At 47.0% G+C, this 22329-nt stretch carries 23 protein-coding genes and 2 tRNA genes; 10 read left to right on the plus strand and 15 right to left on the minus strand.

Annotated features, from left to right (window positions below; all coding sequences use genetic code 11):
- Positions 1-438, plus strand: a 438-nt coding sequence (locus UXZ23_RS00340) for an efflux RND transporter permease subunit (RefSeq protein ID WP_320818681.1), incomplete at its 5' end; no start/stop codon positions are given.
- 74 nt (positions 439-512) lie between these two features.
- Here the strand turns inward: UXZ23_RS00340 and UXZ23_RS00345 are convergent.
- The 3 genes from UXZ23_RS00345 to UXZ23_RS00355 form a co-directional block, all read right to left on the minus strand.
- Positions 513-992 carry a DUF4124 domain-containing protein gene (locus UXZ23_RS00345; protein ID WP_320818682.1) on the minus strand — a complete coding sequence of 160 codons (480 nt, stop codon included), beginning with the start codon at positions 990-992 and terminating at the stop codon, positions 513-515.
- Positions 993-1030: 38 nt separating this feature from the next.
- Positions 1031-2737 (minus strand): single-stranded-DNA-specific exonuclease RecJ, encoded by a 1707-nt coding sequence (gene recJ, locus UXZ23_RS00350; protein ID WP_320818683.1) that lies wholly within the window; start codon positions 2735-2737, stop codon positions 1031-1033.
- A gap of 64 nt (positions 2738-2801) precedes the next feature.
- Positions 2802-3662, minus strand: a complete 861-nt coding sequence (locus tag UXZ23_RS00355; RefSeq protein WP_320818684.1) for a DNA ligase — start codon at positions 3660-3662, stop codon at positions 2802-2804.
- 244 nt (positions 3663-3906) lie between these two features.
- Between UXZ23_RS00355 and folK the strand changes: the two genes are divergently transcribed.
- Entirely contained in the window at positions 3907-4329 is a 423-nt protein-coding gene (gene folK / locus UXZ23_RS00360) for a 2-amino-4-hydroxy-6-hydroxymethyldihydropteridine diphosphokinase (RefSeq protein WP_320818685.1), read from the plus strand.
- Here the strand turns inward: folK and UXZ23_RS00365 are convergent.
- From UXZ23_RS00365 to UXZ23_RS00375, 3 genes are all read right to left on the minus strand, one after another.
- Positions 4311-5027: an SDR family NAD(P)-dependent oxidoreductase gene (locus tag UXZ23_RS00365; RefSeq protein ID WP_320818686.1), complete on the minus strand. Its 717-nt coding sequence runs from the start codon at positions 5025-5027 to the stop codon at positions 4311-4313. The genes folK and UXZ23_RS00365 overlap by 19 nt on opposite strands.
- Before the next feature lie 253 nt (positions 5028-5280).
- A tRNA-Met gene (locus UXZ23_RS00370) sits at positions 5281-5357 on the minus strand.
- A gap of 108 nt (positions 5358-5465) precedes the next feature.
- Positions 5466-5542, minus strand: a tRNA-Met gene (locus UXZ23_RS00375).
- Positions 5543-5779: 237 nt separating this feature from the next.
- On the opposite strand from UXZ23_RS00375, the gene UXZ23_RS00380 reads away from it, so the two are divergent.
- Positions 5780-6829 carry an AraC family transcriptional regulator gene (locus UXZ23_RS00380; RefSeq protein WP_320818687.1) on the plus strand — a complete coding sequence of 350 codons (1050 nt, stop codon included), beginning with the start codon at positions 5780-5782 and terminating at the stop codon, positions 6827-6829.
- 70 nt (positions 6830-6899) lie between these two features.
- Here the strand turns inward: UXZ23_RS00380 and UXZ23_RS00385 are convergent, their stop codons facing one another.
- The 7 genes from UXZ23_RS00385 to msrA all read right to left on the minus strand — a co-directional run bounded on the left by UXZ23_RS00385 (position 6900) and on the right by msrA (position 13124).
- Entirely contained in the window at positions 6900-7445 is a 546-nt protein-coding gene (locus UXZ23_RS00385; protein ID WP_320818688.1) for a hypothetical protein, read from the minus strand.
- Between the two features lie 148 nt (positions 7446-7593).
- Positions 7594-8280 (minus strand): class I SAM-dependent methyltransferase, encoded by a 687-nt coding sequence (locus tag UXZ23_RS00390; RefSeq protein WP_320818689.1) that lies wholly within the window; start codon positions 8278-8280, stop codon positions 7594-7596.
- Positions 8270-9283 carry a murein transglycosylase domain-containing protein gene (locus UXZ23_RS00395; protein WP_320818690.1) on the minus strand — a complete coding sequence of 338 codons (1014 nt, stop codon included), beginning with the start codon at positions 9281-9283 and terminating at the stop codon, positions 8270-8272. Before UXZ23_RS00395 ends, UXZ23_RS00390 begins: the two co-directional genes overlap by 11 nt.
- 110 nt (positions 9284-9393) lie before the next feature.
- Positions 9394-10752 (minus strand): DUF1329 domain-containing protein, encoded by a 1359-nt coding sequence (locus tag UXZ23_RS00400; RefSeq protein ID WP_320818691.1) that lies wholly within the window; start codon positions 10750-10752, stop codon positions 9394-9396.
- Between the two features lie 184 nt (positions 10753-10936).
- Positions 10937-11539, minus strand: coding sequence for a Yip1 family protein (locus UXZ23_RS00405; protein WP_320818692.1), 603 nt, complete (start codon positions 11537-11539; stop codon positions 10937-10939).
- Positions 11540-11671: 132 nt separating this feature from the next.
- Positions 11672-12475 carry a TatD family hydrolase gene (locus tag UXZ23_RS00410; RefSeq protein ID WP_320818693.1) on the minus strand — a complete coding sequence of 268 codons (804 nt, stop codon included), beginning with the start codon at positions 12473-12475 and terminating at the stop codon, positions 11672-11674.
- 10 nt (positions 12476-12485) lie between these two features.
- Positions 12486-13124, minus strand: coding sequence for a peptide-methionine (S)-S-oxide reductase MsrA (gene msrA, locus UXZ23_RS00415; protein WP_320818694.1), 639 nt, complete (start codon positions 13122-13124; stop codon positions 12486-12488).
- Between the two features lie 118 nt (positions 13125-13242).
- On the opposite strand from msrA, the gene UXZ23_RS00420 reads away from it, so the two are divergent.
- The 3 genes from UXZ23_RS00420 to UXZ23_RS00430 all read left to right on the plus strand — a co-directional run bounded on the left by UXZ23_RS00420 (position 13243) and on the right by UXZ23_RS00430 (position 16604).
- Entirely contained in the window at positions 13243-13935 is a 693-nt protein-coding gene (locus UXZ23_RS00420; RefSeq protein ID WP_320818695.1) for an MBL fold metallo-hydrolase, read from the plus strand.
- On the plus strand, positions 13932-14588 hold the full coding sequence (locus UXZ23_RS00425; RefSeq protein WP_320818696.1) for a class I SAM-dependent methyltransferase: 657 nt from the start codon (positions 13932-13934) through the stop codon (positions 14586-14588). The genes UXZ23_RS00420 and UXZ23_RS00425 overlap by 4 nt, the downstream gene beginning before the upstream one ends.
- An 84-nt stretch (positions 14589-14672) precedes the next feature.
- A complete protein-coding gene (locus UXZ23_RS00430; RefSeq protein ID WP_320818697.1) occupies positions 14673-16604 on the plus strand; it encodes a ribonuclease R family protein in 1932 nt (643 codons plus the stop codon).
- A gap of 75 nt (positions 16605-16679) precedes the next feature.
- Here the strand turns inward: UXZ23_RS00430 and UXZ23_RS00435 are convergent, their stop codons facing one another.
- Positions 16680-17156 (minus strand): hypothetical protein, encoded by a 477-nt coding sequence (locus UXZ23_RS00435; protein WP_320818698.1) that lies wholly within the window; start codon positions 17154-17156, stop codon positions 16680-16682.
- Between the two features lie 436 nt (positions 17157-17592).
- Between UXZ23_RS00435 and UXZ23_RS00440 the strand changes: the two genes are divergently transcribed.
- Both UXZ23_RS00440 and feoB read left to right on the plus strand, forming a co-directional pair.
- Positions 17593-17832 (plus strand): FeoA family protein, encoded by a 240-nt coding sequence (locus UXZ23_RS00440; protein WP_025266015.1) that lies wholly within the window; start codon positions 17593-17595, stop codon positions 17830-17832.
- Positions 17829-20126, plus strand: coding sequence for a Fe(2+) transporter permease subunit FeoB (gene feoB, locus UXZ23_RS00445; protein ID WP_320818699.1), 2298 nt, complete (start codon positions 17829-17831; stop codon positions 20124-20126). The genes UXZ23_RS00440 and feoB overlap by 4 nt, the downstream gene beginning before the upstream one ends.
- A gap of 76 nt (positions 20127-20202) precedes the next feature.
- Here the strand turns inward: feoB and UXZ23_RS00450 are convergent, their stop codons facing one another.
- Positions 20203-20814: a flavin reductase family protein gene (locus UXZ23_RS00450; protein ID WP_320818700.1), complete on the minus strand. Its 612-nt coding sequence runs from the start codon at positions 20812-20814 to the stop codon at positions 20203-20205.
- A gap of 172 nt (positions 20815-20986) precedes the next feature.
- Here UXZ23_RS00450 and UXZ23_RS00455 point away from each other — a divergent pair, with 172 nt between their 5' ends.
- Positions 20987-21955, plus strand: coding sequence for a bile acid:sodium symporter family protein (locus tag UXZ23_RS00455; RefSeq protein WP_320818701.1), 969 nt, complete (start codon positions 20987-20989; stop codon positions 21953-21955).
- The gene (locus tag UXZ23_RS00460; RefSeq protein ID WP_320818702.1) at positions 21952-22287 is read left to right on the plus strand and encodes a DUF1439 domain-containing protein; all 336 of its coding nucleotides are present in this window, start codon (positions 21952-21954) and stop codon (positions 22285-22287) included. Before UXZ23_RS00455 ends, UXZ23_RS00460 begins: the two co-directional genes overlap by 4 nt.
- The last annotated feature ends 42 nt before the right edge of the window (positions 22288-22329 follow it).

Here is a 22329-nt window from a genome sequence, read left to right on the forward strand (position 1 = left end):
GGTGTCATGGGCGCATTGATAGCTGCTACAGGGCGCGGATTGAGTAACGATGTTTATTTCCAAGTGGGTTTATTAACAACGATTGGATTGTCGGCTAAAAACGCGATTTTAATCGTGGAATTTGCCAAGCACTTAGTTGAAGAAGGTATGGATTTAGTCGAAGCCACAATAGAGGCAGCACGCATGCGTTTGCGCCCTATTTTGATGACATCGCTAGCCTTTATGTTAGGTGTATTACCATTAGCAATCAGCACTGGCGCTGGCGCACAAAGTCGTCATGCAATTGGTACTAGCGTAATGGGCGGTATGATTGCAGCGACCTTCTTAGCTATCTTCTTTGTACCTTTATTCTATGTATTGGTGATGAAGCTAACTTGGAAATTGCGCGGCAAACCCGAAATAACTCCGAAAGCAAAACTGGAAGACAATCCCAGTTAAATGAAGATAAGAGCGAGAAAAAACCGGGCAAATTGTCCGGTTTTTTTCATCTAGTTACTCAAAATTTTTCGTATTCACCGACAATATTTCTCAATTTTCAACTTCAATCTACTGCGCTTTAGACGGCGTTTTTTCAGTGCCTCCAATGAGGTATCGGTATAACTTTTGTGATCAAATATACCCAATGACTGGCGCGCATCACTGCACTCCTGAGCACGTTTTAATTCTTTTTCTTTTGCTTGATCGTCGCGTAGCGCCCGCGCTTTCTTTCGCTCTCTTATTTCTCTTTCCGCCTCTCTTTGTGCTTCCCTATCTACTTGCAATTGATTGGCTTGCTCCAATGCAGCTTCGGGTTGCACTTCCATACTCGCAGAGTTGAGGTTAGAACTCACGTCTAAGTCTAATACCTTATGTTTATCCAAGTTTAATGGCTGATCGGTAAAATGCTGTTGTCCGTTATCATCACGCCACTGGTATATCTCAGCGAGCGCAGAGGCCGGTAAAAAACTAAAGAAAATAATGGTGAATAACGTTGCTTTATTCAAAGCCTTCATAATCACGTCCTTGTGAATTACTTAACTAAAAAATATCGCTATTCCAAATGACGAATCAGCAACTGCAATGACTGACGCCCGCGAAACTCATTAACATCCAATTGAAAAGCGCAATGCACACGATCTCGCTGTTGATCAGGCCACTGCTGAGGGTCGATATTAAACCATATCGCATCCAAGGCGAGGTCCGAACCTTCCGGCTGCAGCACCATCTTTAAATGACGTTCGCCCACGATTCGCTGCTGCACTAAGCGAAAATGACCATCAAACACAGGTTCAGGGAAGTTCTGTCCCCAAGGGCCGCCCCAGCGTAGCTGTTCAGCTAGCTCTAAACTAAATTCAGCTACCGACAAATTGCCATCGCTATCAATGGTTTGATGCAATTGCTCTGACGATAAATGCGCTTGGCACACCCCATCAAATGCACGACTAAAGGCAGCAAAAGCACCATCGTTCAAAGTCATACCGGCGGCCATTGCATGACCGCCGAATTTCTTAATCAAGCCAGGGTGGCGCTTATCCACTTCGTCAATCACATCCCGAATATGTAACCCCGGAATTGAACGTGCGGAACCTTTCAATACACCATTATCATCCGCTGCAAAGGCAATCACTGGACGAAATAATTTATCTTTAATGCGCGAGGCTAAAATACCAATCACACCTTGATGCCAATCGGGCTGAAATAAACACACCCCCACGGGGTTGTGATCATCTGCTTCAAACTTAGCTAATAAGGCTAAGGCCTCTTGCTGCATACCTTGCTCAATAGAACGACGATCACGATTAAACGCATCAAGCTGAGTCGCGATATCCACTGCGCGATTGATGTCGTCGGTTAATAAGCATTCAATCCCCAAGGACATATCATCTAATCGCCCAGCGGCATTCAGTCGAGGACCAATCGCAAAGCCAAAATCTGCAGCAACAATTCGCGCGGATTCGCGCCCTGCTACCGTCAATAAAGCCTGAATACCGACGTGCCCTTGCCCTGCGCGAATACGCCGTAAACCTTGTTCAACCAAAATTCGATTATTACGATCAAGCGGAACGACATCTGCGACACTTGCGAGTGCAACTAAATCCAATAATTGCGCCATATTCGGTGCTTCTCGTTGGCTAAACCAACCACTTTTATCCAACGCAGCTCGTAACGCGAGCATGACATAAAACACCACAGTGCAACCGCACGCTGCTTTACTCGCAAACTCACACCCCGGCTGATTAGGGTTAACAATAGCGAGTGCATCAGGAAGTTGATCAGCCGCTAAATGGTGATCGGTAACCACCACAGCAATGCCTGCCGCATTCGCGGCGGCAACACCATCAATAGACGCGATACCATTATCCACCGTCATAATTAAATCGGGTTTCATAGTGACTGCGACAGCGACTAATTCGGGTGATAAGCCATAACCGAAATCAAAACGATTAGGCACTAAATAATCGACGTTTTGTGCTCCCATTAAACGCAGAGCGCGCAAAGCAACAGCGGTACTGGTCGCACCGTCCACATCAAAATCACCCACCACTAGCAAACGCTTTCCCTGTGTTACCACCGGAATTAATGCCATAATCGCTTGGTCTATGCCTTTCATTTCGCGGTACGGCAATAAGCCTTTTAATTGCAACGCTAACTCGTCGACGGCAGAAACACCGCGAGCGGCATACACACGCTGCAATACTGGAGGTAATGATTGCAAGCCCGGAGTTTTTGGAATATCTCGTTGTTGAATGCGCGGCATACAAGAGCCCAAAATGAAAAATGGTAACACACCACTAGGGCAGTATCGCTAGCAATTGCCGCTATTACTCGTCAGCCCGAATCCGTAAAAAGCGCGCAAATCGTGGTAAGCCCGTTGATGTCAAACCGTTATAAGCAAAGGTGACTCGCGTACCTAATAATGGTGGAGTCTGCCGTAGCGCATCATTTAAACCGCTCCCTACTCGAATCTCCCGCCCATCATCTAACCGTAACAGCAGTGAACCTGTCATTCCCTGCAAGCGCCCTTCCCCAGGAATATACGCAATAACAATACCTTCACTATCTTGCACCGATTTTACTTTGAGCAAGTCTTGGCAGCGTTGCCCCTGATATAAAGACGTTGAACGATGTAACATTACACCTTCGCCGCCACGCGCTTCTACCTCGCCTAAATAAGCATCTAATTCTGCGCGATTACTAACGGCTTTTTGTTCAACTAATTTAATTGCAGGAAAATCTAGAGAAACGATTAACTGAGAAAGTTCAAGGTAGCGTTCATTAAATGGCTGTGGACTGTACGGTTTATCAAACACTTGATAAATCACCTCGCGCCACAATGCTTGCTCTGGAACATTGGTGCGGATTAAACCGCTAATTTCATCAAAGCGACCAGCCCCCAGCCATAACTCACCATCCAGCGATATGGGCGGTAACTGCGCCGTAAACCATTCCGGCGCCTGTATTATTCGTCCGCTGCGAGTAAGTAGGTGCTCACCATCCCAATAAGCGCGGACACCATCGAATTTTTCACTCATGGTATAACCCGTAATATCTTGATCCGGCTGCCATGACTCAGCCAACATCAATGCGGGTGACGGTTTGAGCGTTGATGCCAAGATTGGCGAACTAAACCAAGTGACGGTAACAATAATGACAGTTACCAATAAAAAATTAACAACATCCATGTTGAGCCCCTATCGCTATGGTACAGAAGTGAGCAAGTCAAACAGCGAATACAGAGGATTCCAAGCGATAGCGCGAAATTTCAAACTTTAGAATTAACCAGAATTTGTGCAAACCAAGCGATTCATGCTCAAATTAGCCGTCCTTATTAGCCAACACCCGCCAGAACCACATATCCTTCCAAGAATGCTTGACAGAGTCAGCACCGCGCTTAATCTTTAAGCATCATAATTTCGACAAAGACTTATGCCATATTATCTTTTGGGTTTGGGTAGCAACATTCGTCCTAATGAACACCTACGGTTAGCCGAACAACAGCTCCAAGACATCGGTGAAGTGGTGAGTGCATCGCCAATACTCAATACCGCACCAGTAGGAGATACCTTTCACTACGAATTTTGTAATCAATTATTGGTACTTCACACAGAAATGCCGCCAACCATGTTGAAGCACAGGCTACAGGTGATAGAAACAAATCTAGGCCGAGAGCCCAAGAATCCGAGCCGAAAAACCAAAGATAGGACTATCGACCTAGATATTTTAGCTCGCGCTGCGGATGCTGACACCTGCCGCCAGCAGCCGCTGGAAGAAGTCTACTACCAAAATGTCATGACTCTGTGGCGCATGGCATTAAAGCGAGATAACGATAATCAGACGCTAAAGGTTTGATCGTAGCGATTGGTGACAAAGCGTCCACCATCGACACGCATCACAGTGCCTGTCAGTGCTTTAGCGGAAAGCAGATAGGCACAAGCCTCAACAATCGCGTCGTATCCTAACTCACGACGAATAAGGGACTGCGATAGCACCTTGTGACGATACGCCTCATCATGCTCAGGTAAAAACTGTATCGGCCCAGGCTGAATCACATTCACCCGAACCTTCCCCGCCAAACGCTGCGCCATACTCAAGGCCCAATTCTGTAAGCCCGCCTTCGACGCACAGTAAGCCGCGAAACGCTCATTCGGTATATCGGCATAGATATCAGTAATCGCTACCATAGCGGCGTCAGGAGCCCATTGTATGGCTGCGGTAATCATAGCTGGCGCTTTGACATGTACATTGAAATGCACTTCGTAGTGTTTAGCGAGATCAGTCGCCGCGCGGTCTGGGATAAAACAGGACGCATTGTGAATAACCGCATCTACCGGTCCTGCCAGCGCCACTTCGCGGCGTAATTTTGTTACAGCGTCGTTATCAGCCAAATCAGCCAAATCAGCCTGCAAGGTGCGCAAGTTCGAATGAGACTCAAGCTCGCACGCGGTATTGAAATGGGCAATGACCTGCCAGCCTTCGGCTAACCAGTATTCTGCCAACGTCTTGCCCAAACGACGGCCAGCGCCCGTAATCAAAATAGTTTTAGACATAGATAACATCTCAAGCATTGAAGGTTGAGTGTAAGAGATCGGCGCGCGGGATTCGAGAGATGAGTTTTATACAGACGAAAAAAAACCAGCACTTGGCTGATTCGTCTCTTATTCATTTGCTATTTTGTATTGGTTGCGGGAGCAGGATTCGATCCGGGCGGCGCTCCGTCTACGACCGCTTGGTCGCTTTATCACAGACGAAAAAAAACCAGCACTTGGCTGATTCGTCTCTTAATCATTTGCTATTTTGTATTGGTTGCGGGAGCAGGATTCGAACCTACGACCTTCGGGTTATGAGCCCGACGAGCTACCAGACTGCTCCATCCCGCGCCAATGCTGAGTATCTGTTTACCGTCTTCGTACATCTTAGCGTGATGTTACGGTCTTTCAGGTCAGATCACCTGTTTCTCTGAACTACAAAATCATACTTAGAGTAGTTGGTTGCGGGAGCAGGATTCGAACCTACGACCTTCGGGTTATGAGCCCGACGAGCTACCAGACTGCTCCATCCCGCGTCAGAGGTGCGTATATTACGGAGGAGACCCCCACCTGTCAACCGTAAACCATTGGTTTCATACTAATTTTCCTCATTTAAGTAATAAACGATGAAAAATTGTTCAATCTTGCTGGCTTGAGGCTCGATCTGGTGATAATTTATCAGGGTAGCAGTGGCGAAAGGCGGAGAGTGTCTCCAAATGTCCTAGCTTCTAGCTTGCACTAATAAAAACAATAAATAGCAAAAGCCTAAATTTATGAGCACTAATCCAGCCAATACTATGACGACGGCGGCGTTACAGCCCCTTCTACGTCTGTTGGAAAGCAAAGGTTATTCAAGCAGGGATCTGCTGGGTTCTTTAGGGTTGGATTCGTCCTCGATATCCAGCTCCACCCAACGTATCTCGATTTCGAATTTTGACCATTTGCTGGAGCAGTCGAGTCGTCTGTTAGATGATCCTGCCATCGGCTTAGCCGCTGGACAACGTTTGGAACTGCCAAGTTTTTACTTGTTAGGATTTCTAATCAGTAGCTGCCAAACCGGCCGTGAAGCACTCGCCGTGCTGCGACGCTACTACTCACTCATCAGCGATTCGAGATCCCCCGATTTTTTTATCGGCCAAGACTCGATCAAAATTGTGTTCTACGTCACTGAGGGTACGCCCTTTGGAAGTCAGACACGGGCCGAATTTATCGCTGCTGGTATCCATACCGCAGGGCAAGCCATCGGTGGTAATTACTACCAAATCCAAGGAGTGGGATTCCGCCACCCTCCTCCGGCACACAAAGACCGCCTGCAGAAATTTTTCAATGTACCAATGCAGTTCAATCAGCCACAAAACTGGCTAAGCTTCTCTAGCCGTCATTTGGATAGCCCGCTGTCGTATGCCAACCCAGCGCTGTTCAATATGTTACGCAGCGAAGCTGAGCAAGCATTGTCGCGCTTCAGTCGTTTAAAAAGTTTCAGCCAAAAAGTGATGCATATTTTGTATCAATGGCCAGAAGCCGTTCCGATGACAAAGGATGCCGTAGCTGAGCTGCTTAGCACAAGCAGTCGTACTCTAACCCGTCGCCTCCAAGAAGAAGAATGTCAGTTCTCTACCTTAGTGAAAGAAGTACGCCTTGAAAAAGCTAAAGTCGCTCTTAAATCGGCACAAACCGATGTACAGCAACTAGCGCTCGATTTAGGCTTCTCTGATCGTCGAGGTTTTGAGCGCGCCTTCAAACAATGGACAGGCCTGACTCCAGCAGCTTATCGCCGCCAACATCTGACCAAAAGTTGCAGTTTAATCGAAGAGTCTAATTAAAATTTTAATTGCGTTTTAATGGACAAAAAAGCCGCTATTAATAGCGGCTTTTTTATTAATACGATATCACTTAGTGATCTTGATCGAAATGCGATGTGATTTTCGTTAAATAGGGACGCACGGCTTCTTTATCCGCAGCAGAAATAGTGCCTAGCGAATTAATCATATTCATTGAAGCCTGCAACATATTTTCCATCATTTGCTTTTGTTCTTCAGGTAAAGCTGACGCCTTGAGCTGTTCGATCTGCGCTTCAATTTGCTTCACGTCAACCGCTTCGCCTTCCATAGAAATTGCCATATAAGCCATGGTAATTTTCTTAGAGATTTCACTCCAAGCTTCAACCGAATCAAAACTCTGAGTTTTTACTAGTTTACTAAATTCACCGTACAAACCGGCTTTTTGTAATTGCGCAATGCCCTGAGTAAACATCTCATCAACGCTGGCAACGCCTTTTTTCATCATGTCTTCTTTCGGTAGCTGATCTTCGTGCTTATCCAGCCACGACTGCAAGGCCGGCATCGAGGACACCCAGTTATTCACTTGATCGTCCGATAAGTCTCCTGCTCGGGCAACTGACATCATTAAACTGAGGACGAGCAATAAACTAAAACGCATAGGAAGTTCCCTTTTTTAAGTCTAGATAGACGATAATTTGGGCTGACTCTAGCACAGCCATATTGTTCTTAGCAGCCTAATTTAGGACAGTTCGACTCTACAAATAGTGTTCAGTTCACTGTCACTAAAATCGTCCATCGCCAATTAACTAATTCAACATTGGGATCTGTGGATCGTTCCGACGACAGTAAATATCCACCTCAACTCGCTCATCAAAATCGCCGATTGCTGGTAGTGTCGAGGTTTCAATCTGCTGCAAGCAGCGCAACTCGACAAAGTCGGGAGCAACGGATCGACTCTCGGCTAACAACCAGTGTGGGATATCTAACATCAAAGTCTTTAAATCAGCACTACTGCTGATGTCGTACAACACATCGCTGGCGAGTAATAAATCAACCTGCGGCCAATCACCATCCACAATTTGAATATCGACACCGTTAACGGCAGCATTTACTTGCGCCGCAAGTAAAGCCTGTGGATCTAAATCCGCCACATAAACAGCATCGGCACCCGCAAGGGCCGCAGCAATACCCACGATTCCAGAACCACAACCAAAATCAAGCACACGCTTACCGCTAACCAAATCAGGATTAGTCACAATAAATTGTGCCAGTGCCCGCCCACCCGCCCAAGCAAAAGCCCAGTAGGGAAGATTCTGCCAAAAATGGCCTATCTCTTGAGCATCCATCATCACGGCATCGGCATCAACATTCAACAACCATAGAGCCAAGAGTTCGTTATCCAACCAGCGTCGACTTAGGCTCGCATTCGGCAACCCTAACGACTGCTGTAGTCGCGCTACTCGTTGTTCGATTTCGCTCACTTCATTCGCCATATTTCTTTTTTCTCGCAATGACTTTTTCTAGATAACGACGTGTTTCGGCTTTCGGATGACGTGTGGTCAAGTAACGATAAAGCTTGTCTTCAGACATACTATTTATTTGCGCTAACGCCTTATTGCGATCACGATGGAAGGTACGCAATAATTGCCCAGCACCACCGTTATAAGCTGCAATCATACAATATTCACGCTTACGGTCACCTTTAATACCTGCCAAATAACTATCCCTTAAGATGGATAAATACGCAGTGCCTGTTTCAATATTATTTTTCGGATCTAATAAATACTGGCGACTCGGAGCATAGTCTTTACCATGGATCTTCGCCATCACATCTCGCCCTGCGGTTTTTTGCATTACTTGCATTAAGCCATAAGCCCGCGCAGGCGAAACTGCGAAGGGGTTGAAACTACTTTCGGTTTCAATAACGGCCAAGATGAGTGCTGATGAGATTCCATAGCGTTGCGCCGCAGCATTAATAAAGGGGCGATACAAATTTGCACTGACTTGTTTGTGCTGGCTAACCATCGGTATTTCGATAAGGAAACCCTCTCGCGTTTTCACCAACGAACGCGTCAGCAAATAATCGGCATAGCGCTGCGCACGCCAAGGGTATTCAATCCCCTGCCCTTCTTGATCTTTTACCTGACCCACTAAAAATGGGCGGCCAGTAAGACCAAAATCCGTAGCTGTGTATAAATCAATTTCGCGAGGATCGGCTGGCGTTAATAAAGTACCAACAATTGCCTGGCGCAGTTGCAATAATGGCTCTTCTGCACCGCGTGTTTCCACCCGAATCAACCCCCGCTCAAAATCAATTTTAACCAGAGTATGAAAGTCGTCGAGGTAACGAACCATGGTATGAGTACCCGAAACCTCGCCATTCGGCCCCCAAACATCCGCTGGCGGTGGTTCTAGAAAATCAAGTAACACCGCCTGAACATCGTCAGGTAGTTGATCAAAGTTATCGGGGAGATTATCAGCATAAGAACTGGCCATAGACAAGGCCAGCACAGCGCAAAGCGCAAATAAATTGAGGTGCTTAAACAACCACATCACCACACGAAAGTAACGCTAAAAAAGCAGTGTAGCGATACTTGGCTTAGCTGTCAGCGTTTTGCTTCACGGCGTACCGCATTGGTTGAGAAATCATCTTCCGTCCGTTTGAAGCTGAAGTCGAATGTCTTCGGGCGCTCATTATCTAAACCTTCTACATAATACTGCCCACTCGTGAAGTCATACGTTACTTCCAACGTAGGGAAAACTAATTGCTGGTCATAGTAGTTAATGGTGTGAGATTCGGTCACTTGTAATAAAGCGCCAGCATCATCGTATTCTTCCGCATAAATAATCGACCAGCTGTCTTCATCTAGGTAGTAGCGACGCTTACTGTAACGGTGACTAAATCCTACACGTAAATTTGCTTCCACCACCCAAACTCGATGAGCTTCGTAACGTAGCAAAGAGGAATTTAAGTGATTAGTTTGCAAAATATCATCTATTTTTATCGTGTTTTGATGCACTTTATAGCTGTTATAAGGGATATACATCTCTTGCTTTCCTAGCAAGGTCCAATCGTAATAATCCGGCGCACCATTAAACATATCTACTTGATCAATGGTACGAATAGAGTTGGTGTTAGAGTCTGACGTGTCGTAAGCCAAATCTGGAGTTCTGCGCAAACGACGCTGCCCTGGCACATAAATCCATGACTTACGCGGTGATCGAACTTGATCGAGCGTTTCGTGCACTAATGTGATTGCTCCAGACAATTTCGCGGGTGCTAGTGTTTTGCGTTTAAGAAAGAAGATTTTATTATCCAGATCTTCTGGCTCTAAGCCTTTTTCGCTATAGCGCACGTAATATTCGTATAATCGCAATGTATCCGAGCGCAGACCATTGCTCGCCACGGCCGACGCTACAGCGGTGTAGTTAAGTGTTTGTCCACGAAAGCGTAAGGTGTGGTTCCACAAAGCCTCCAAACCATTATCAGGAATTGGAAATGGCGACGACATCGTCGCACCCGTCACCCCAGCACCATATTTCATCAACTGGGCACGTTCAGCATTCACTTTGACCGCATCATAAACGTAGTCGGGATAAGACGCCGAGCGATGCGTTGGGTACACATCGAAATACATATCAGGAAAGCGCTGCAGCATGGCTATCTGCCCTGCACTCAGGCGATTTTTGTGCTCAACGAGATTCGCCGCACTGATCCGTAAAAAAGGAATGTCGCTAGTAAATGGATCTTTATGAAAAGTGCCTGCCGGTTCGGAATCATCTTTTGCTAGACCGCCTTTCCACTCAGGAATATCACTACCATTGCCCGCACGTTCTGCTCCTACAGGAGTCAAGTCCGTACTCAGTCGAGCGACTTTTTCTTCTGCCGTTAACGCCAATATTCCTGGGCTAAACAGTACTAACAAAACAGCAATACTACGAACGTTAGGAAAACGGCGCGCCATAATCGATTAGCCCCTGAAAATAAATGGTGCAACAGGCTAATAAGATGGCCCAATAGGATCAATAGCAAATTACAAAAAGACTACAAATAGAAATCGCTCGGGATTGCCCCGAGCAGAAGAGAAATACAATAAGTGCTTTCGTACAGACCTTGTTATTGCGGCTTACTGAATTGAAAAAACAGAGTTATATAAACGAGGGACCTAACCCCATCCCCCACATGATAACGGTAATCGCCATACAACCGACTAAGGCACATAAGCCAACCGTCACGATTGAACTAGCAAAAATAAATCCGCGTTCTTCCGGTATATCCATAAAGATAGGCACTCCGCAATACAGCAAGTACACACTGTATGCAGCAGCTCCCATCACCACAATCACATCAAGCCAGAGCACTGGCACAAAGCCAATAAACCCTGATAGAAATAGTGGCGTTGAAGTATAAATGGTGAACATCAAGCAGCGCTCAAAACTCGCCGTCACGCCAAACGTTCGCTCCATCCAAAATACGCAATAAGACACGAATGCTAGTCCTAGCAGGAGGGCGAAATAAAATGCAATGGCAATCGGTACTGCGCTCTCATATGACAACTTCACTACATCGCCACCAGCAATACTCCAACCCATTTGGGTAGTGCCGACAAATAGAGAAAAGGGAGGTATCAAGGCAAGAAGCAAGGCATAGCGAAGGAATGCGTGGGTAATACTGGTTCCCCCTTCGCGGCGAATCTCACTCCATTCTCTGTGCGGATTATAAAGAAGTCCAAACATGTGATTAGTGAACATATATCGCTCCAGAAAGCGGCTATTGGTTAATCAAGCTACTGAGAATGACGACGACGAGCAACGTAAATATAGCAAACGGCCCGAAAGAGCACTTTGTCATGATACCGAGTTATAAGCCTTACCGTTTTAAGTCTAGTTAATACTAGGCCATTCTCGACTCAAGTAACTGCCGGGCAGAACGCGTTGTCGATTACGTTCTAATTGCTCTGATAATTCGCCCAGCTCTGTTCCTTGCAACTGCGCCAGCATAGCTGCCAATACGGGAATAGCAGCGGGAGAATTCATCGCTCCCTGCCAAAAAGCAGGCTTCATATCTGGTGCGTCGGTTTCTAACAACCAAGCGGTGCTTGGTAAGGCGGCAATGGTGCGACGCAATTTTTGCGCGCGCGGATGGCTCATCGCCCCACCAACCCCTAAGCAAAAGCCGAGATCAAGCCATGCCTTGCCCTGTTGCTCGCTACCGCTAAAGGCATGCACAACTCCGCCGTGCTCAAATCGCGCTCGTCGCAACATGGCCACGGTTTCATCATGACAGCCGCGAACATGCAAAATCAGCGGTAATTTATGGCGCTTAGCTAGTTGGATATGTGTGGAAAAACAGGCGAGCTGTTGTTGCCAGCTAGCATCATCAACGGCCAGCACTCGATCTAACCCACACTCACCCACCGCGCATGCCGACGAACTTTCAAGTGCAACATCGAGCCACTCAAAGTGCATCTGCTCGTGCTCAGCTAAAAAATAAGGATGTAATCCTAACGCGAATGACCATGAGTACGGCTGGCAAAACGCCGCCAATTGCAGATTGCGCGCATGTGTAACACCTGGAATCAACAACCCAGAGACACCACCACGGCGGGCGAACTGCCACTGGCTTTGTCGATTTTGATCGAACTCGGCAAAATCGAAGTGGCAGTGACTATCAAACCATAGTGGCATCAATACTCACTTACGACAGAGGGCGATAAGGCACTTGGCAGCCACTCAAGCCACAATAGCCGTTTGGATTTTTTGCTAAGTACTGCTGGTGATAAGTCTCAGCCAAGTAAAACGGAATTCCGGTGCGGAGTTCGGTTGTAATTTCTGGCGCTCGTGCATTGTCTAAACAGCGCTGGTACTGATCCAAGCTCGCTCGAACCAACCGCAAATCTTCATCATTTTCAGTAAATACCGCCGACCGATACTGAGTACCTATATCGTTACCTTGGCGCATCCCTTGTGTAGGATCATGCTGCTCCCAAAACACAGCCAGCAATTGTTCAAGTGAAATTTGCGCTGGGTCATACCAAATACGGACCAATTCTGTGTGCCCTGTGTTACCACTGCATACTTCATCATAAGTTGGGTTTTCCGTGAAGCCGCCGCCGTACCCCACTGCGGTCGCATATACACCCGGCAAAGACCAAAATAAGCGCTCAGCTCCCCAGAAACACCCCATTCCCACGCTTAATTCTTTCAGTCCTGCAGGACAAGTTCCCGTGATATCATGCCCGTTAACAAAATGCAGAGGCTCAACCGTCATAGGTTCACTACGGCCCGGAATTGCCTCTTCTGCGCTTGGTATTGCCATTAATTTTGGTCGCCACATAGAAAACCTCTGCTGCAATTTAACCAGTGTCTGAATAAAGTGATTGATCATTATGACCTGCGAATCGTCAGAATATTCCCTACTTTTTCTTGGTACTGGAAGTGGAGGCCATTTACAAATGGGCTGCTCCGCTGCCTGTATTGAACACAATCGACAGCCGCTATTGTTGATTGATTGCGGCCCGGGTACGTTAGCCGCGTATCAAGCAAATTATGGCGGCCTCCCGAACGCCATATTTATGACCCACGCCCATATGGATCATATTGCTGACCTCGAAATTCTCACGGTTCGCGCCCGACTGCAAGAGGTAGCACCGATTACCTTGTTTGTACCATTGGCTTTAATTCCCACATTGCACCAGCGTCTTGCCACCTACCCTGGCACCATGGCAGAAGGCGATCACGACTTTTGGCAGTCATTTCAGCTGCGCCCCGTTACCGATCAGTTTATTCACGCGGGGCACACATTTAAGCTCTACCCAACACGCCATCACGCTCGCAATTCCAGCCACGCACTCTGCCTGCCAGGACACATGTTTTTTTCAGGCGATACTCGACCTATTCCCGAAATTATTCACCATGAGTTAAGTGGCTGTGAAGCGATATTTCACGATTGCGGCACAATCCCGAATCCGTCGCACACAGGCTTAGACGATCTTAACCGCGAATATCGTGACGACGTGCGCAGCCGTTTTGTTCTGTATCACTATGCCGATGAAGCAGCCGCAACAAAACTTGAGGCTGCGGGCTACCAAGTCGCTCGACCCAATGAGCGCTTTTCCTTACCCGATGGAAAGCGCCTGTCACTATGACGATAAGTAATCCTATTTTAGATACTCGCATTCGTACCATGTTGGCTGACGCCTACGTTAGTCAGCAAGTCTTACCGCAATGCTCAGAAATAAAGCTATGGCTGGTCGAGCCAGAAACCATGCGCCGTCCCTTTAGCCAAGACGAAATTCGCAACATTCAAGAATATCCAGCCTACTGGGCATTTTGCTGGGCTAGCGGCCAAGTACTCGCTCGGGAAATCTTAGCCAATCCGAGCTGGGTGAAAGGTAAAAAGGTCATGGACTTTGGTGCAGGATCTGGGGTTGTCGCCATTGCTGCCGTGATGGCGGGAGCCGCTGAGGTCATCGCCTGCGACATTGATCCCGATGCCCTGCTATCGTGCCAGCACAATGCCAAGTTAAATGGCACACGATTTCGTTTACATCACGACCTATTCGAGTTCGATGAGCCATTAGATCTGCTGATTGCTGCCGACGTACTTTATGATCGGGCGAATTTGCCTTTGTTAGAAATATTCCGCCAAAAAGCACAAGAGATTTTAGTGGCTGACTCGCGCGTAAAAGACTTCGATTTCCCCCCCTATCAAGCCATAGGTCGGCATGAGTCCTTTACCGTACCAGACCTTGATGAACTCGATGAGTTCAGGTGGGTCAACCTATATCATTGTAAATAACGCTATTTGCGCACGGGATGGATTTCCCCAGCCTCGGAAAATCCATTACACTCTCCGCCTTTTCTGACATATGGTCCCGATCGGATGCTTGATAAAAACGCACTATCCCAGCTGAAGTCTCTGAAGCAGGAAATCCAACAAAGCACCCCTCGATTCGAAGGTACTGTTCGCGCCACAGCGGGACGTTTCGGTTTTGTGAATACCGAGGATGGTCAAAGTTTCTTTTTATCCCCCGACGAAATGGAAAAAGTCTTACCCAGCGATGTTGTTGCATTTCGCGTGGAGCCGGCAGGCGAAGGGAAAGAACAAGCCATTGTTGAGAGCATAATCAACACAGTTCAGAACGAATTTTTAGGACGCTACGTTGTTCGTGGCAAAGGGCATTTTGTCGAAGCTGACCATCCGACACTGAATCGCTGGGTATTTGTACCACCCGCCAAACGCTTACAAGCAAAAGACGGCGATCTGGTTAAAGCACATATCAGCCAGCATCCATTTCCGAAAGGTAAAGCCCAAGCCGATGTCGACGCGGTTATTGGTAGCGATCAAACACCGCATATCGAACGCTTATTTGTGCAGCAAAAGTTTGGCCTCAGCGATGCCATCTCCGACGCAGCCCAAGCACAAGTAGACGCGTTATGCGCCCAAGGCCTGAGTACAATCGCCAATGAGCGCAGCGATTTAACTCACCTACCGTTCGTGACCATCGACTCAGCAGGAACGCGCGACATAGATGATGCATTGTACGCTGAAGCTCAAAGCAACGGCTGGACACTATGGATTGCTATCGCCGATCCAGCAGCACTTATCGAGCCGGGAACGCCACTTGATGAATTAGCAAAAGCACGTGCAACATCGGCGTACTTTCCTGATCAAGTACTGCCAATGCTGCCACCCGCGTTATCAGAGCAGTTGTGCTCGTTGCAAGCTGGCGAGCTGCGCCTGGCCATGGTGGTTGAATTGCGCTTGAGCCAAGATGGTGATGTTCGTCAAACAACGTTACACAACGCGATTATCAAAAGCCGAGCAAAGCTGACATACAACCAAGTTAGCCATTTGATTGCTGGCGAATGTGATGAGATTGCCGCTGAACTACAAGGCCCAGTGTTACATCTATCCGACTGCGCCAAAGCACTTGCCGCCAATCGCTTGCGCAACTGCTTAGTGATGGAAGACCGCCCAGACTTTAAGCTCCTTGTCGATGAAGATGGTCATGTGACCGATATCGTTCGTATTGAGCGCAACGATGCACATCGTTTAGTCGAAGAATGTATGTTGGTTTGCAATCGCTCCGTCGCCTTGTGGTTGAAAGAACGCAACGCCGGTATGTTCATAGAGCACGCAGGCGTTCGTAGCGAACGTATCGGTGAAGTCGCCGCGCTATTACGCGAAAATCTAGCGCTTGAAGCCAAGCCGAAATTCGACAATCTCGAAGAATACGTACAACTCATGCAACAAGCGGCCAAGGCTGAATGTGAACTACCTTTACGCGCTATTATCGGTCGCCAACAAGAACGCAGTCGCTTTGGCCTTGAAGGCAAGCCACATATGGGCTTGGGCTTCCCCTGCTATACCACCTTCACCTCACCACTGCGCAAGTACAACGACCTGATGATTCATCGGACAGTACGTGCTTTGCTTAATGGCGAAAATATAGAGCAAGCATCTCAAGAATTACTCGATGCCGTTCAACAAGCACAGACTTCTGCGCGAATTGCAGCAAATCAAACCGAGCAATGGATGAAACTTGTTTGGTTAAATGCGAAAGATAAAAATGTTGTTTATAACGCGACGATTGTGCATATGAATAGCAGCTCAATAACCGTGCGTTTAAATGATAATGGTATCGAAGGCACTATTGATCGCCGTAAGGTTAAAGGTGATTGGACGTTTGATAGCAAAACATTTACTCATCGCAATGCAGAGCAATGCTTTATGCTTGGACAAGCACTCAATGTGCGTATTAATGAGGTTCGCCCATATAATCGCCAAGTGACGTTCGTAATAGTGGAATAATCATTTATTACAACGGATAACAGCTAATAAAAAAGGGAGCCTAAGCTCCCTTTTTTATTTCTAACTAATAAGTAATTAGCTAATCTTCCAAGTACGAACAGTTTCAAAACCGTATTCATTAATCCACTCGTCTAAAATACGTGGATTACGTTTGATTTTTTCTACTTTTTCGTGAGTTGCTGGATTGCGATATTCGCCAACTGCTAATTTAGGCTTAGGCAAAGATGACGTGCGCTCAGCACGTGTTTTTGTGCCTTTAGTTGCCGCACGGTTGATCACTTTTTCAAAGTGCTTACGCAAGTTGTTATAAATAGAAGACGGTGATTCTTCTTTCGCCATAGCAACAATCCAAGCTTCAATCTGCTCAGAGCGAGATACATACAACTCCGACTCTTGCAGACTGTTTTGATTGCATAGGCGCTTAATAGCAACATCAAACTCTTTTAAGCCTTCAAATTTCTTTTCTTGATCTTTTTTCAATTGCTCAAGCTCAAGAATTTTTTGATGGTGTTGCTGGATCTGTTTTTCAATATCGTTTGCAAATACGCTCACGTTTAAAACCTCAAACTGTGTCGATTGGTTAATCTACCGTCGTATTATTACTACGTCCGATAAGGGGGTATTCAAAACGACCTCATATCATCTTTAATGTTGCAGCAGCGTGCGAAAAATAAACAACAAACGTGCTCACGTATAAGTATACGGACTTATACCAATATCGAGATATATGATCGGGGCGACAATATTAAACAATTAATAGACGACTGCAAACAAACCATTTAAAAATTTAGCGACTTTCTGTCAATAATGAATATAGCAATGACTATATTGTGGATTTGAGTAAACGTTTATATAGCAAACACGCTTTCGAACCAGCTAGCGCCAGAGTGTCCATAGAGTCTCTATGGACTCCTTGCACTCTTGAATGATAAGGATTATCATTTGTGAAGTTTTCGTTGCTCCATCGTGACATCTAAGCTGGATAATTATGACACCCGAAACCCTCGATCAAATGGCCGTTGGCAGTCGCGCTAAAATCATCGGCTTTGCTAAAACAGAATCTAATTTCCGCCGTAAGCTGCTGGCATTAGGTTTAATGCCAGGAGCGGTCGTTGAAATTCGTCGTCTGGCACCATTGGGAGATCCTATGCAAATCCAACTGCGCGGTGCATCCGTTAGCTTACGCAAGCTAGAGGCCGCCATTATTTATGTGGAGCTGGAAGCATGAAAAGAGCGGTTATCGGCGTTATCGGCAATCCAAATTGCGGTAAGACGACCCTATTCAATCAATTAACCGGCTCTAAGCAAAAGGTTGGTAACTGGCCAGGAGTAACCGTTGACCGCAAAGAAGGCATCATCAGCCTGCGCGGTGAAGCACACCTACTGGTCGACCTTCCCGGTACTTATGCGTTAGATAGCCACGACGATGAGCTATCCGTAGATGAAAAAATCGCTCGTGAATTCGCCCTAAGCGGCGAAGCACAGCTGATTGTGAATATCCTCGACGCGAGCAATTTACACCGGAATCTATTCCTGACATCCCAGCTCCTAGATATGGGGATTCCAGTAATTTGCGCAGTCAATATGATCGACGTTGCTGAACGCGAAGGTATTCATGTTGATTGTCAGCGCTTGGCAGAAGAACTGGGTGTACCGGTTGTACCCATCGTAGCGTCCACGGGCGTCGGCATTGCAGAGCTTTGCCGCGTATTAGGTCATCAACTAGGCCATGCGACTGTCGCAACGCCAATGATTCGACCAGATAAAGATTTAGATAGCGCTGTTCATCAATTAAAAGATTCCTTGCAAGGCACTGTTCCCAACGCATTTTGGACGGCGACCCGCGTATTAGAACAAGATATTTATGCGATGAAAGATCTTCCTCAAGATCATCGCGAGCAAGTTGAAGCTCAAGCTGTCGTACTGCGCCAACAGCTCGAAAATACGCACAAGCAACCGATTGACGTGCTCGTCGCTAATGGACGGTACCGCGCCATTGAACGCATTTTGCAGCAAGTATTAACCGTTAATAGCTTTGGTCGTTCTCTATCTGAGCGCATTGATGACTGGGTTCTCAACCGCTGGTTGGGCATACCGTTTTTCTTCTTCATCATGTACCTAATGTTCACCTTCGCCATTAATTTGGGAGGGGCATTTATTGATTTCTTCGATATCGCATTCGGCACTGTATTTGTTGATGGTACTCATTATGTGCTTGAAGCTATCGGCACACCCGGTTGGTTGACCACCCTATTAGCCGATGGCTTGGGCGGTGGTATTCAACTAGTCGCGACCTTTATTCCAGTTATCGGCGGCTTATACCTTTTCCTCTCCATTATCGAAGACTCTGGCTACATGGGGCGTGCTGCATTTGTGATGGATCGCTTAATGCGTGCTGTTGGCTTGCCCGGCAAGTCGTTTGTGCCTTTGATTGTCGGCTTCGGCTGTAACGTACCTGCGGTCATGGCAGCCCGCACCATGGATACCGAAAAAGACCGCTTACTTACCATCGCCATGGCACCTTTCATGTCGTGCGGAGCACGGTTATCGGTATATGCGCTTTTTGCCGCGGCCTTTTTTACTGAGAACGGAGCAACGATTGTTTTCTGCCTCTATTTTCTTGGTATCGCCATGGCTTTGTTAACAGGGCTTGCTCTGAAAAATACGTTGTTTAAACCAGAATTAACGCCGTTTGTAATGGAGTTGCCGGCATACCATATTCCAACCTTCAAAGGCGTTTTGCTAAAAACATGGGAGCGCTTAAAATCATTCTGCCTACGTGCGGGTAAAACCATTATCGTGGTCGTCACCGTTCTTAGCTTCTTAAATTCCATCGGTAGCGATGGCTCGTTCGGCAACGAGAACAACGATAAATCGATTCTTTCAGGTATCGCTAAAGTCATTACTCCTGTCCTAAGCCCATTGGGCGTGCAAGCCGACAATTGGCCTGCGACCGTTGGGATTATCACCGGTATATTCGCCAAGGAAGCTGTTGTAGGTACACTCGACGCTTTGTACACGCCAGAATCCGGTGACAAAGGCGAATTCGACCTGCAAGCGGGTCTGTTCGAAGCATTGCAAACCATTCCGGATAACTTAGCCGGTATAGCTGACAACCTACTTGATCCATTAGGCCTGTCATTAGTTGGGGCTGATCAAGGTGCAGAGCAAGGCGTTAAAGACACAACCTTCACCGCAATGGATGCACTATTTGGCAGCCAATTAGCGGCCTTCTCGTATCTAGTATTTGTATTGCTATACACGCCTTGTGTCGCCACCTTAGGTGCAATGGTGCGTGAATCCGGCATGCGTTGGATGCTATTCGTAGCAGGTTGGAGCACAGGTTTGGCCTATACAACTGCCGTTATTATTTACCAGTTAGGCCGTATTTTTGAAACGCCAGTAACATCCATTAGCTGGATAATTGGTTGCTCTGCCTTCATCGGTCTTTGTCTCTGGCAAATGCGTCGCTACGGCGCCAAACGAGATGCTCGCATGATTCCGTTAGTAAACATTGGCTAATGCTAGCAGGGAAGTAACCAATACAAAAAAGGCGATCTAAAGATCGCCTTTTTTGTGGTTGCTGTTCTAGTCGCGTCTATTCAGGTCTCGCCAATGAAATGATATCGCCCAACGCGGCATATTCAGAGCCACCTAAGCGAGCCAGTGGATTAATCGCCGCAGCAGAAAGACGAGTACTGCCGTCTTTCACATAATCGACCCCTTCGGCAACAACCAGCTTATCAATCTCTAAAAAGACAATATGCTGCGGCGCAGGTCCTAGATCAGTCACTTGCTGCAAACGGCAATAGTAAGCGATTGGAGCACCGTCAATGTGTGGCAACCCCCCGTCGCTATCCGCAAGCAATGGAATATTACCAGCATTGATCTCGCTCTCATTTTTAGCCAAGGTTGCAGAGCTAGCATTCAACACATCCAACCAATCAACCGAAGCGATATGCACCACACAGCGTCCATCACGCTGCAAATTGCGGAAAGTATCTTTGTCTTCCCCCGGTTGTTTTTGCCCGATGGATACCACCATTGTCGGTGGATTAGCGCAAACAGGAGCAAAGAACGAATACGGAGCTAAGTTGTGCGAGCCATCATCGTTAACGGTTAATATCCAAGCAATCGGCCTCGGCAAAACTGATTGCACCATCAGATGATAACGTTCATTTGGCGTTAGTTCGGAAAATTGAAACTGCATGCAACCACCCTAATTTTGATCTTACGAAAATACTACGAAATCCCATGATACAGTCTCAGCTAATAGATGAAATCTTCATCTATTAATCCTCAGCTAAATCACCCCGCGACAGCAATCCATCTTGCAGCTCGCCGGTAAAGTCGTTATAAGGCCTATCAACCGGAGGATTGCCATGTTTCCTATCAACCGCTTTTTCCCATTTCTCGCCGTCGCTGTCAGCCTTCTAGCTTGGCACGATCCGGAACCACTACTCGATTGGAAAAGCGCGATTACCCCACTATTAACTGCCGTTATGTTCTGTATGGGGTTAACGCTTCGCTGGCAAGATTTTCGACGTATTTGGAAAAAACCAGAGCCGGTAGCATTAGGAATTCTGCTGCAATTTACCTTAATGCCCCTTATCGCTTGGGTTCTGGCGTTGGCATTCAACCTGCCAGATGAACTGGCCATTGGCATGATCTTAGTCGGTGCCTGTGCTGGTGGCACCGCCTCCAATGTAATGACCTACCTTGCCGGAGGTGACGTCGCCCTTTCCATCAGTATGACCCTAGCGTCAACCTTATGGGGTTTATTTCTGACGCCTTGGCTGGTTTGGTTTTACGCCCGCAGCGGCATAACCGTTGATAGCCTAGGTATGCTCGCGAGCATCGGCCAAATGGTCATCTTACCGATTGCGGCAGGTTTATTTCTAAACCAATATTTACCGCAAGTTCGCGCCAAATTGCATAATCATCTTGCAGATATTGCCAGCGCTATAATCCTGCTAATCATCGCCATTATCGTCTCACTGAATGCCGATGAGATTACAACCGTGGGAACCTCCGTGTTGGCCGCGGTCATACTTCATAACATACTGGGGCTTGCTGGCGGTTATGCAATTGCTCGCTGGAACGGTCATACTGAAGTGCAGGCCCGCACAATAGCGATCGAAGTAGGTATGCAGAACTCGGGACTGGCCGTTGCCCTGGCACTCAAGTTCTATACCCCAGCGGCAGCATTACCCGGTGCCTTGTTCAGTGTTTGGCACAATGTTAGCGGTGCACTGCTCGCCGCCTACTTCCGCTGGCAAACCCAAAAAACGATTAAGCGTCAAGTTGCGTCGCACCAAGCCATAAAAATAACGATGGAGAAGCAAGAATGACAAAAATACTACTCAGTTTCATAGTTCTATTAATGTCTTTGCAGGCCTATGCCTATGACATGCGTATTACCGAAGCTCAGCTACAAGAACAGCTCAACGCGCGCATGCCGTGGCAGCAAGCTAAGTCTTTTGTTAATTTAACCATCAACAACGCTCTGGTCGATTTATTACCTGAAGGCAATCGAGTTCGTGTCACGACTGATGCCAAGGTAATGCTGAGCATCGGTTTACAATCCAGCGGTACGTTAGTGTTTGAAGGTTACATCTGCTATAAGACAGAAGATCTCAGCTTCTATATAGATTATCCTGTCATCATTGGTATGCTGGTATAGGGGTTGTCGACACAATTGAAGCCGACAGTTATAACTCTAGAT

It is taken from the genome of Thalassolituus sp. (genome assembly GCF_034111725.1).
In the GTDB taxonomy this organism is placed as follows: Bacteria; Pseudomonadota; Gammaproteobacteria; order Pseudomonadales; family Oceanobacteraceae; genus Thalassolituus.

What these genes read in the sequence shown, in the direction of transcription:
- UXZ23_RS00345 (WP_320818682.1), bottom strand. Translation starts at nt 992, where the DNA reads ATGAAGGCTTTGAATAAAGCAACGTTATTCACCATTATTTTCTTTAGT.
- recJ (WP_320818683.1), bottom strand. Translation starts at nt 2,737, where the DNA reads ATGCCGCGCATTCAACAACGAGATATTCCAAAAACTCCGGGCTTGCAA.
- UXZ23_RS00355 (WP_320818684.1), bottom strand. Translation starts at nt 3,662, where the DNA reads ATGGATGTTGTTAATTTTTTATTGGTAACTGTCATTATTGTTACCGTC.
- folK (WP_320818685.1), top strand. Translation starts at nt 3,907, where the DNA reads ATGCCATATTATCTTTTGGGTTTGGGTAGCAACATTCGTCCTAATGAA.
- UXZ23_RS00365 (WP_320818686.1), bottom strand. Translation starts at nt 5,027, where the DNA reads ATGTCTAAAACTATTTTGATTACGGGCGCTGGCCGTCGTTTGGGCAAG.
- UXZ23_RS00380 (WP_320818687.1), top strand. Translation starts at nt 5,780, where the DNA reads ATGAGCACTAATCCAGCCAATACTATGACGACGGCGGCGTTACAGCCC.
- UXZ23_RS00385 (WP_320818688.1), bottom strand. Translation starts at nt 7,445, where the DNA reads ATGCGTTTTAGTTTATTGCTCGTCCTCAGTTTAATGATGTCAGTTGCC.
- UXZ23_RS00390 (WP_320818689.1), bottom strand. Translation starts at nt 8,280, where the DNA reads ATGGCGAATGAAGTGAGCGAAATCGAACAACGAGTAGCGCGACTACAG.
- UXZ23_RS00395 (WP_320818690.1), bottom strand. Translation starts at nt 9,283, where the DNA reads ATGGCCAGTTCTTATGCTGATAATCTCCCCGATAACTTTGATCAACTA.
- UXZ23_RS00400 (WP_320818691.1), bottom strand. Translation starts at nt 10,752, where the DNA reads ATGGCGCGCCGTTTTCCTAACGTTCGTAGTATTGCTGTTTTGTTAGTA.
- UXZ23_RS00405 (WP_320818692.1), bottom strand. Translation starts at nt 11,539, where the DNA reads ATGTTCACTAATCACATGTTTGGACTTCTTTATAATCCGCACAGAGAA.
- UXZ23_RS00410 (WP_320818693.1), bottom strand. Translation starts at nt 12,475, where the DNA reads ATGCCACTATGGTTTGATAGTCACTGCCACTTCGATTTTGCCGAGTTC.
- msrA (WP_320818694.1), bottom strand. Translation starts at nt 13,124, where the DNA reads ATGTGGCGACCAAAATTAATGGCAATACCAAGCGCAGAAGAGGCAATT.
- UXZ23_RS00420 (WP_320818695.1), top strand. Translation starts at nt 13,243, where the DNA reads ATGGGCTGCTCCGCTGCCTGTATTGAACACAATCGACAGCCGCTATTG.
- UXZ23_RS00425 (WP_320818696.1), top strand. Translation starts at nt 13,932, where the DNA reads ATGACGATAAGTAATCCTATTTTAGATACTCGCATTCGTACCATGTTG.
- UXZ23_RS00430 (WP_320818697.1), top strand. Translation starts at nt 14,673, where the DNA reads ATGCTTGATAAAAACGCACTATCCCAGCTGAAGTCTCTGAAGCAGGAA.
- UXZ23_RS00440 (WP_025266015.1), top strand. Translation starts at nt 17,593, where the DNA reads ATGACACCCGAAACCCTCGATCAAATGGCCGTTGGCAGTCGCGCTAAA.
- feoB (WP_320818699.1), top strand. Translation starts at nt 17,829, where the DNA reads ATGAAAAGAGCGGTTATCGGCGTTATCGGCAATCCAAATTGCGGTAAG.
- UXZ23_RS00450 (WP_320818700.1), bottom strand. Translation starts at nt 20,814, where the DNA reads ATGCAGTTTCAATTTTCCGAACTAACGCCAAATGAACGTTATCATCTG.
- UXZ23_RS00455 (WP_320818701.1), top strand. Translation starts at nt 20,987, where the DNA reads ATGTTTCCTATCAACCGCTTTTTCCCATTTCTCGCCGTCGCTGTCAGC.
- UXZ23_RS00460 (WP_320818702.1), top strand. Translation starts at nt 21,952, where the DNA reads ATGACAAAAATACTACTCAGTTTCATAGTTCTATTAATGTCTTTGCAG.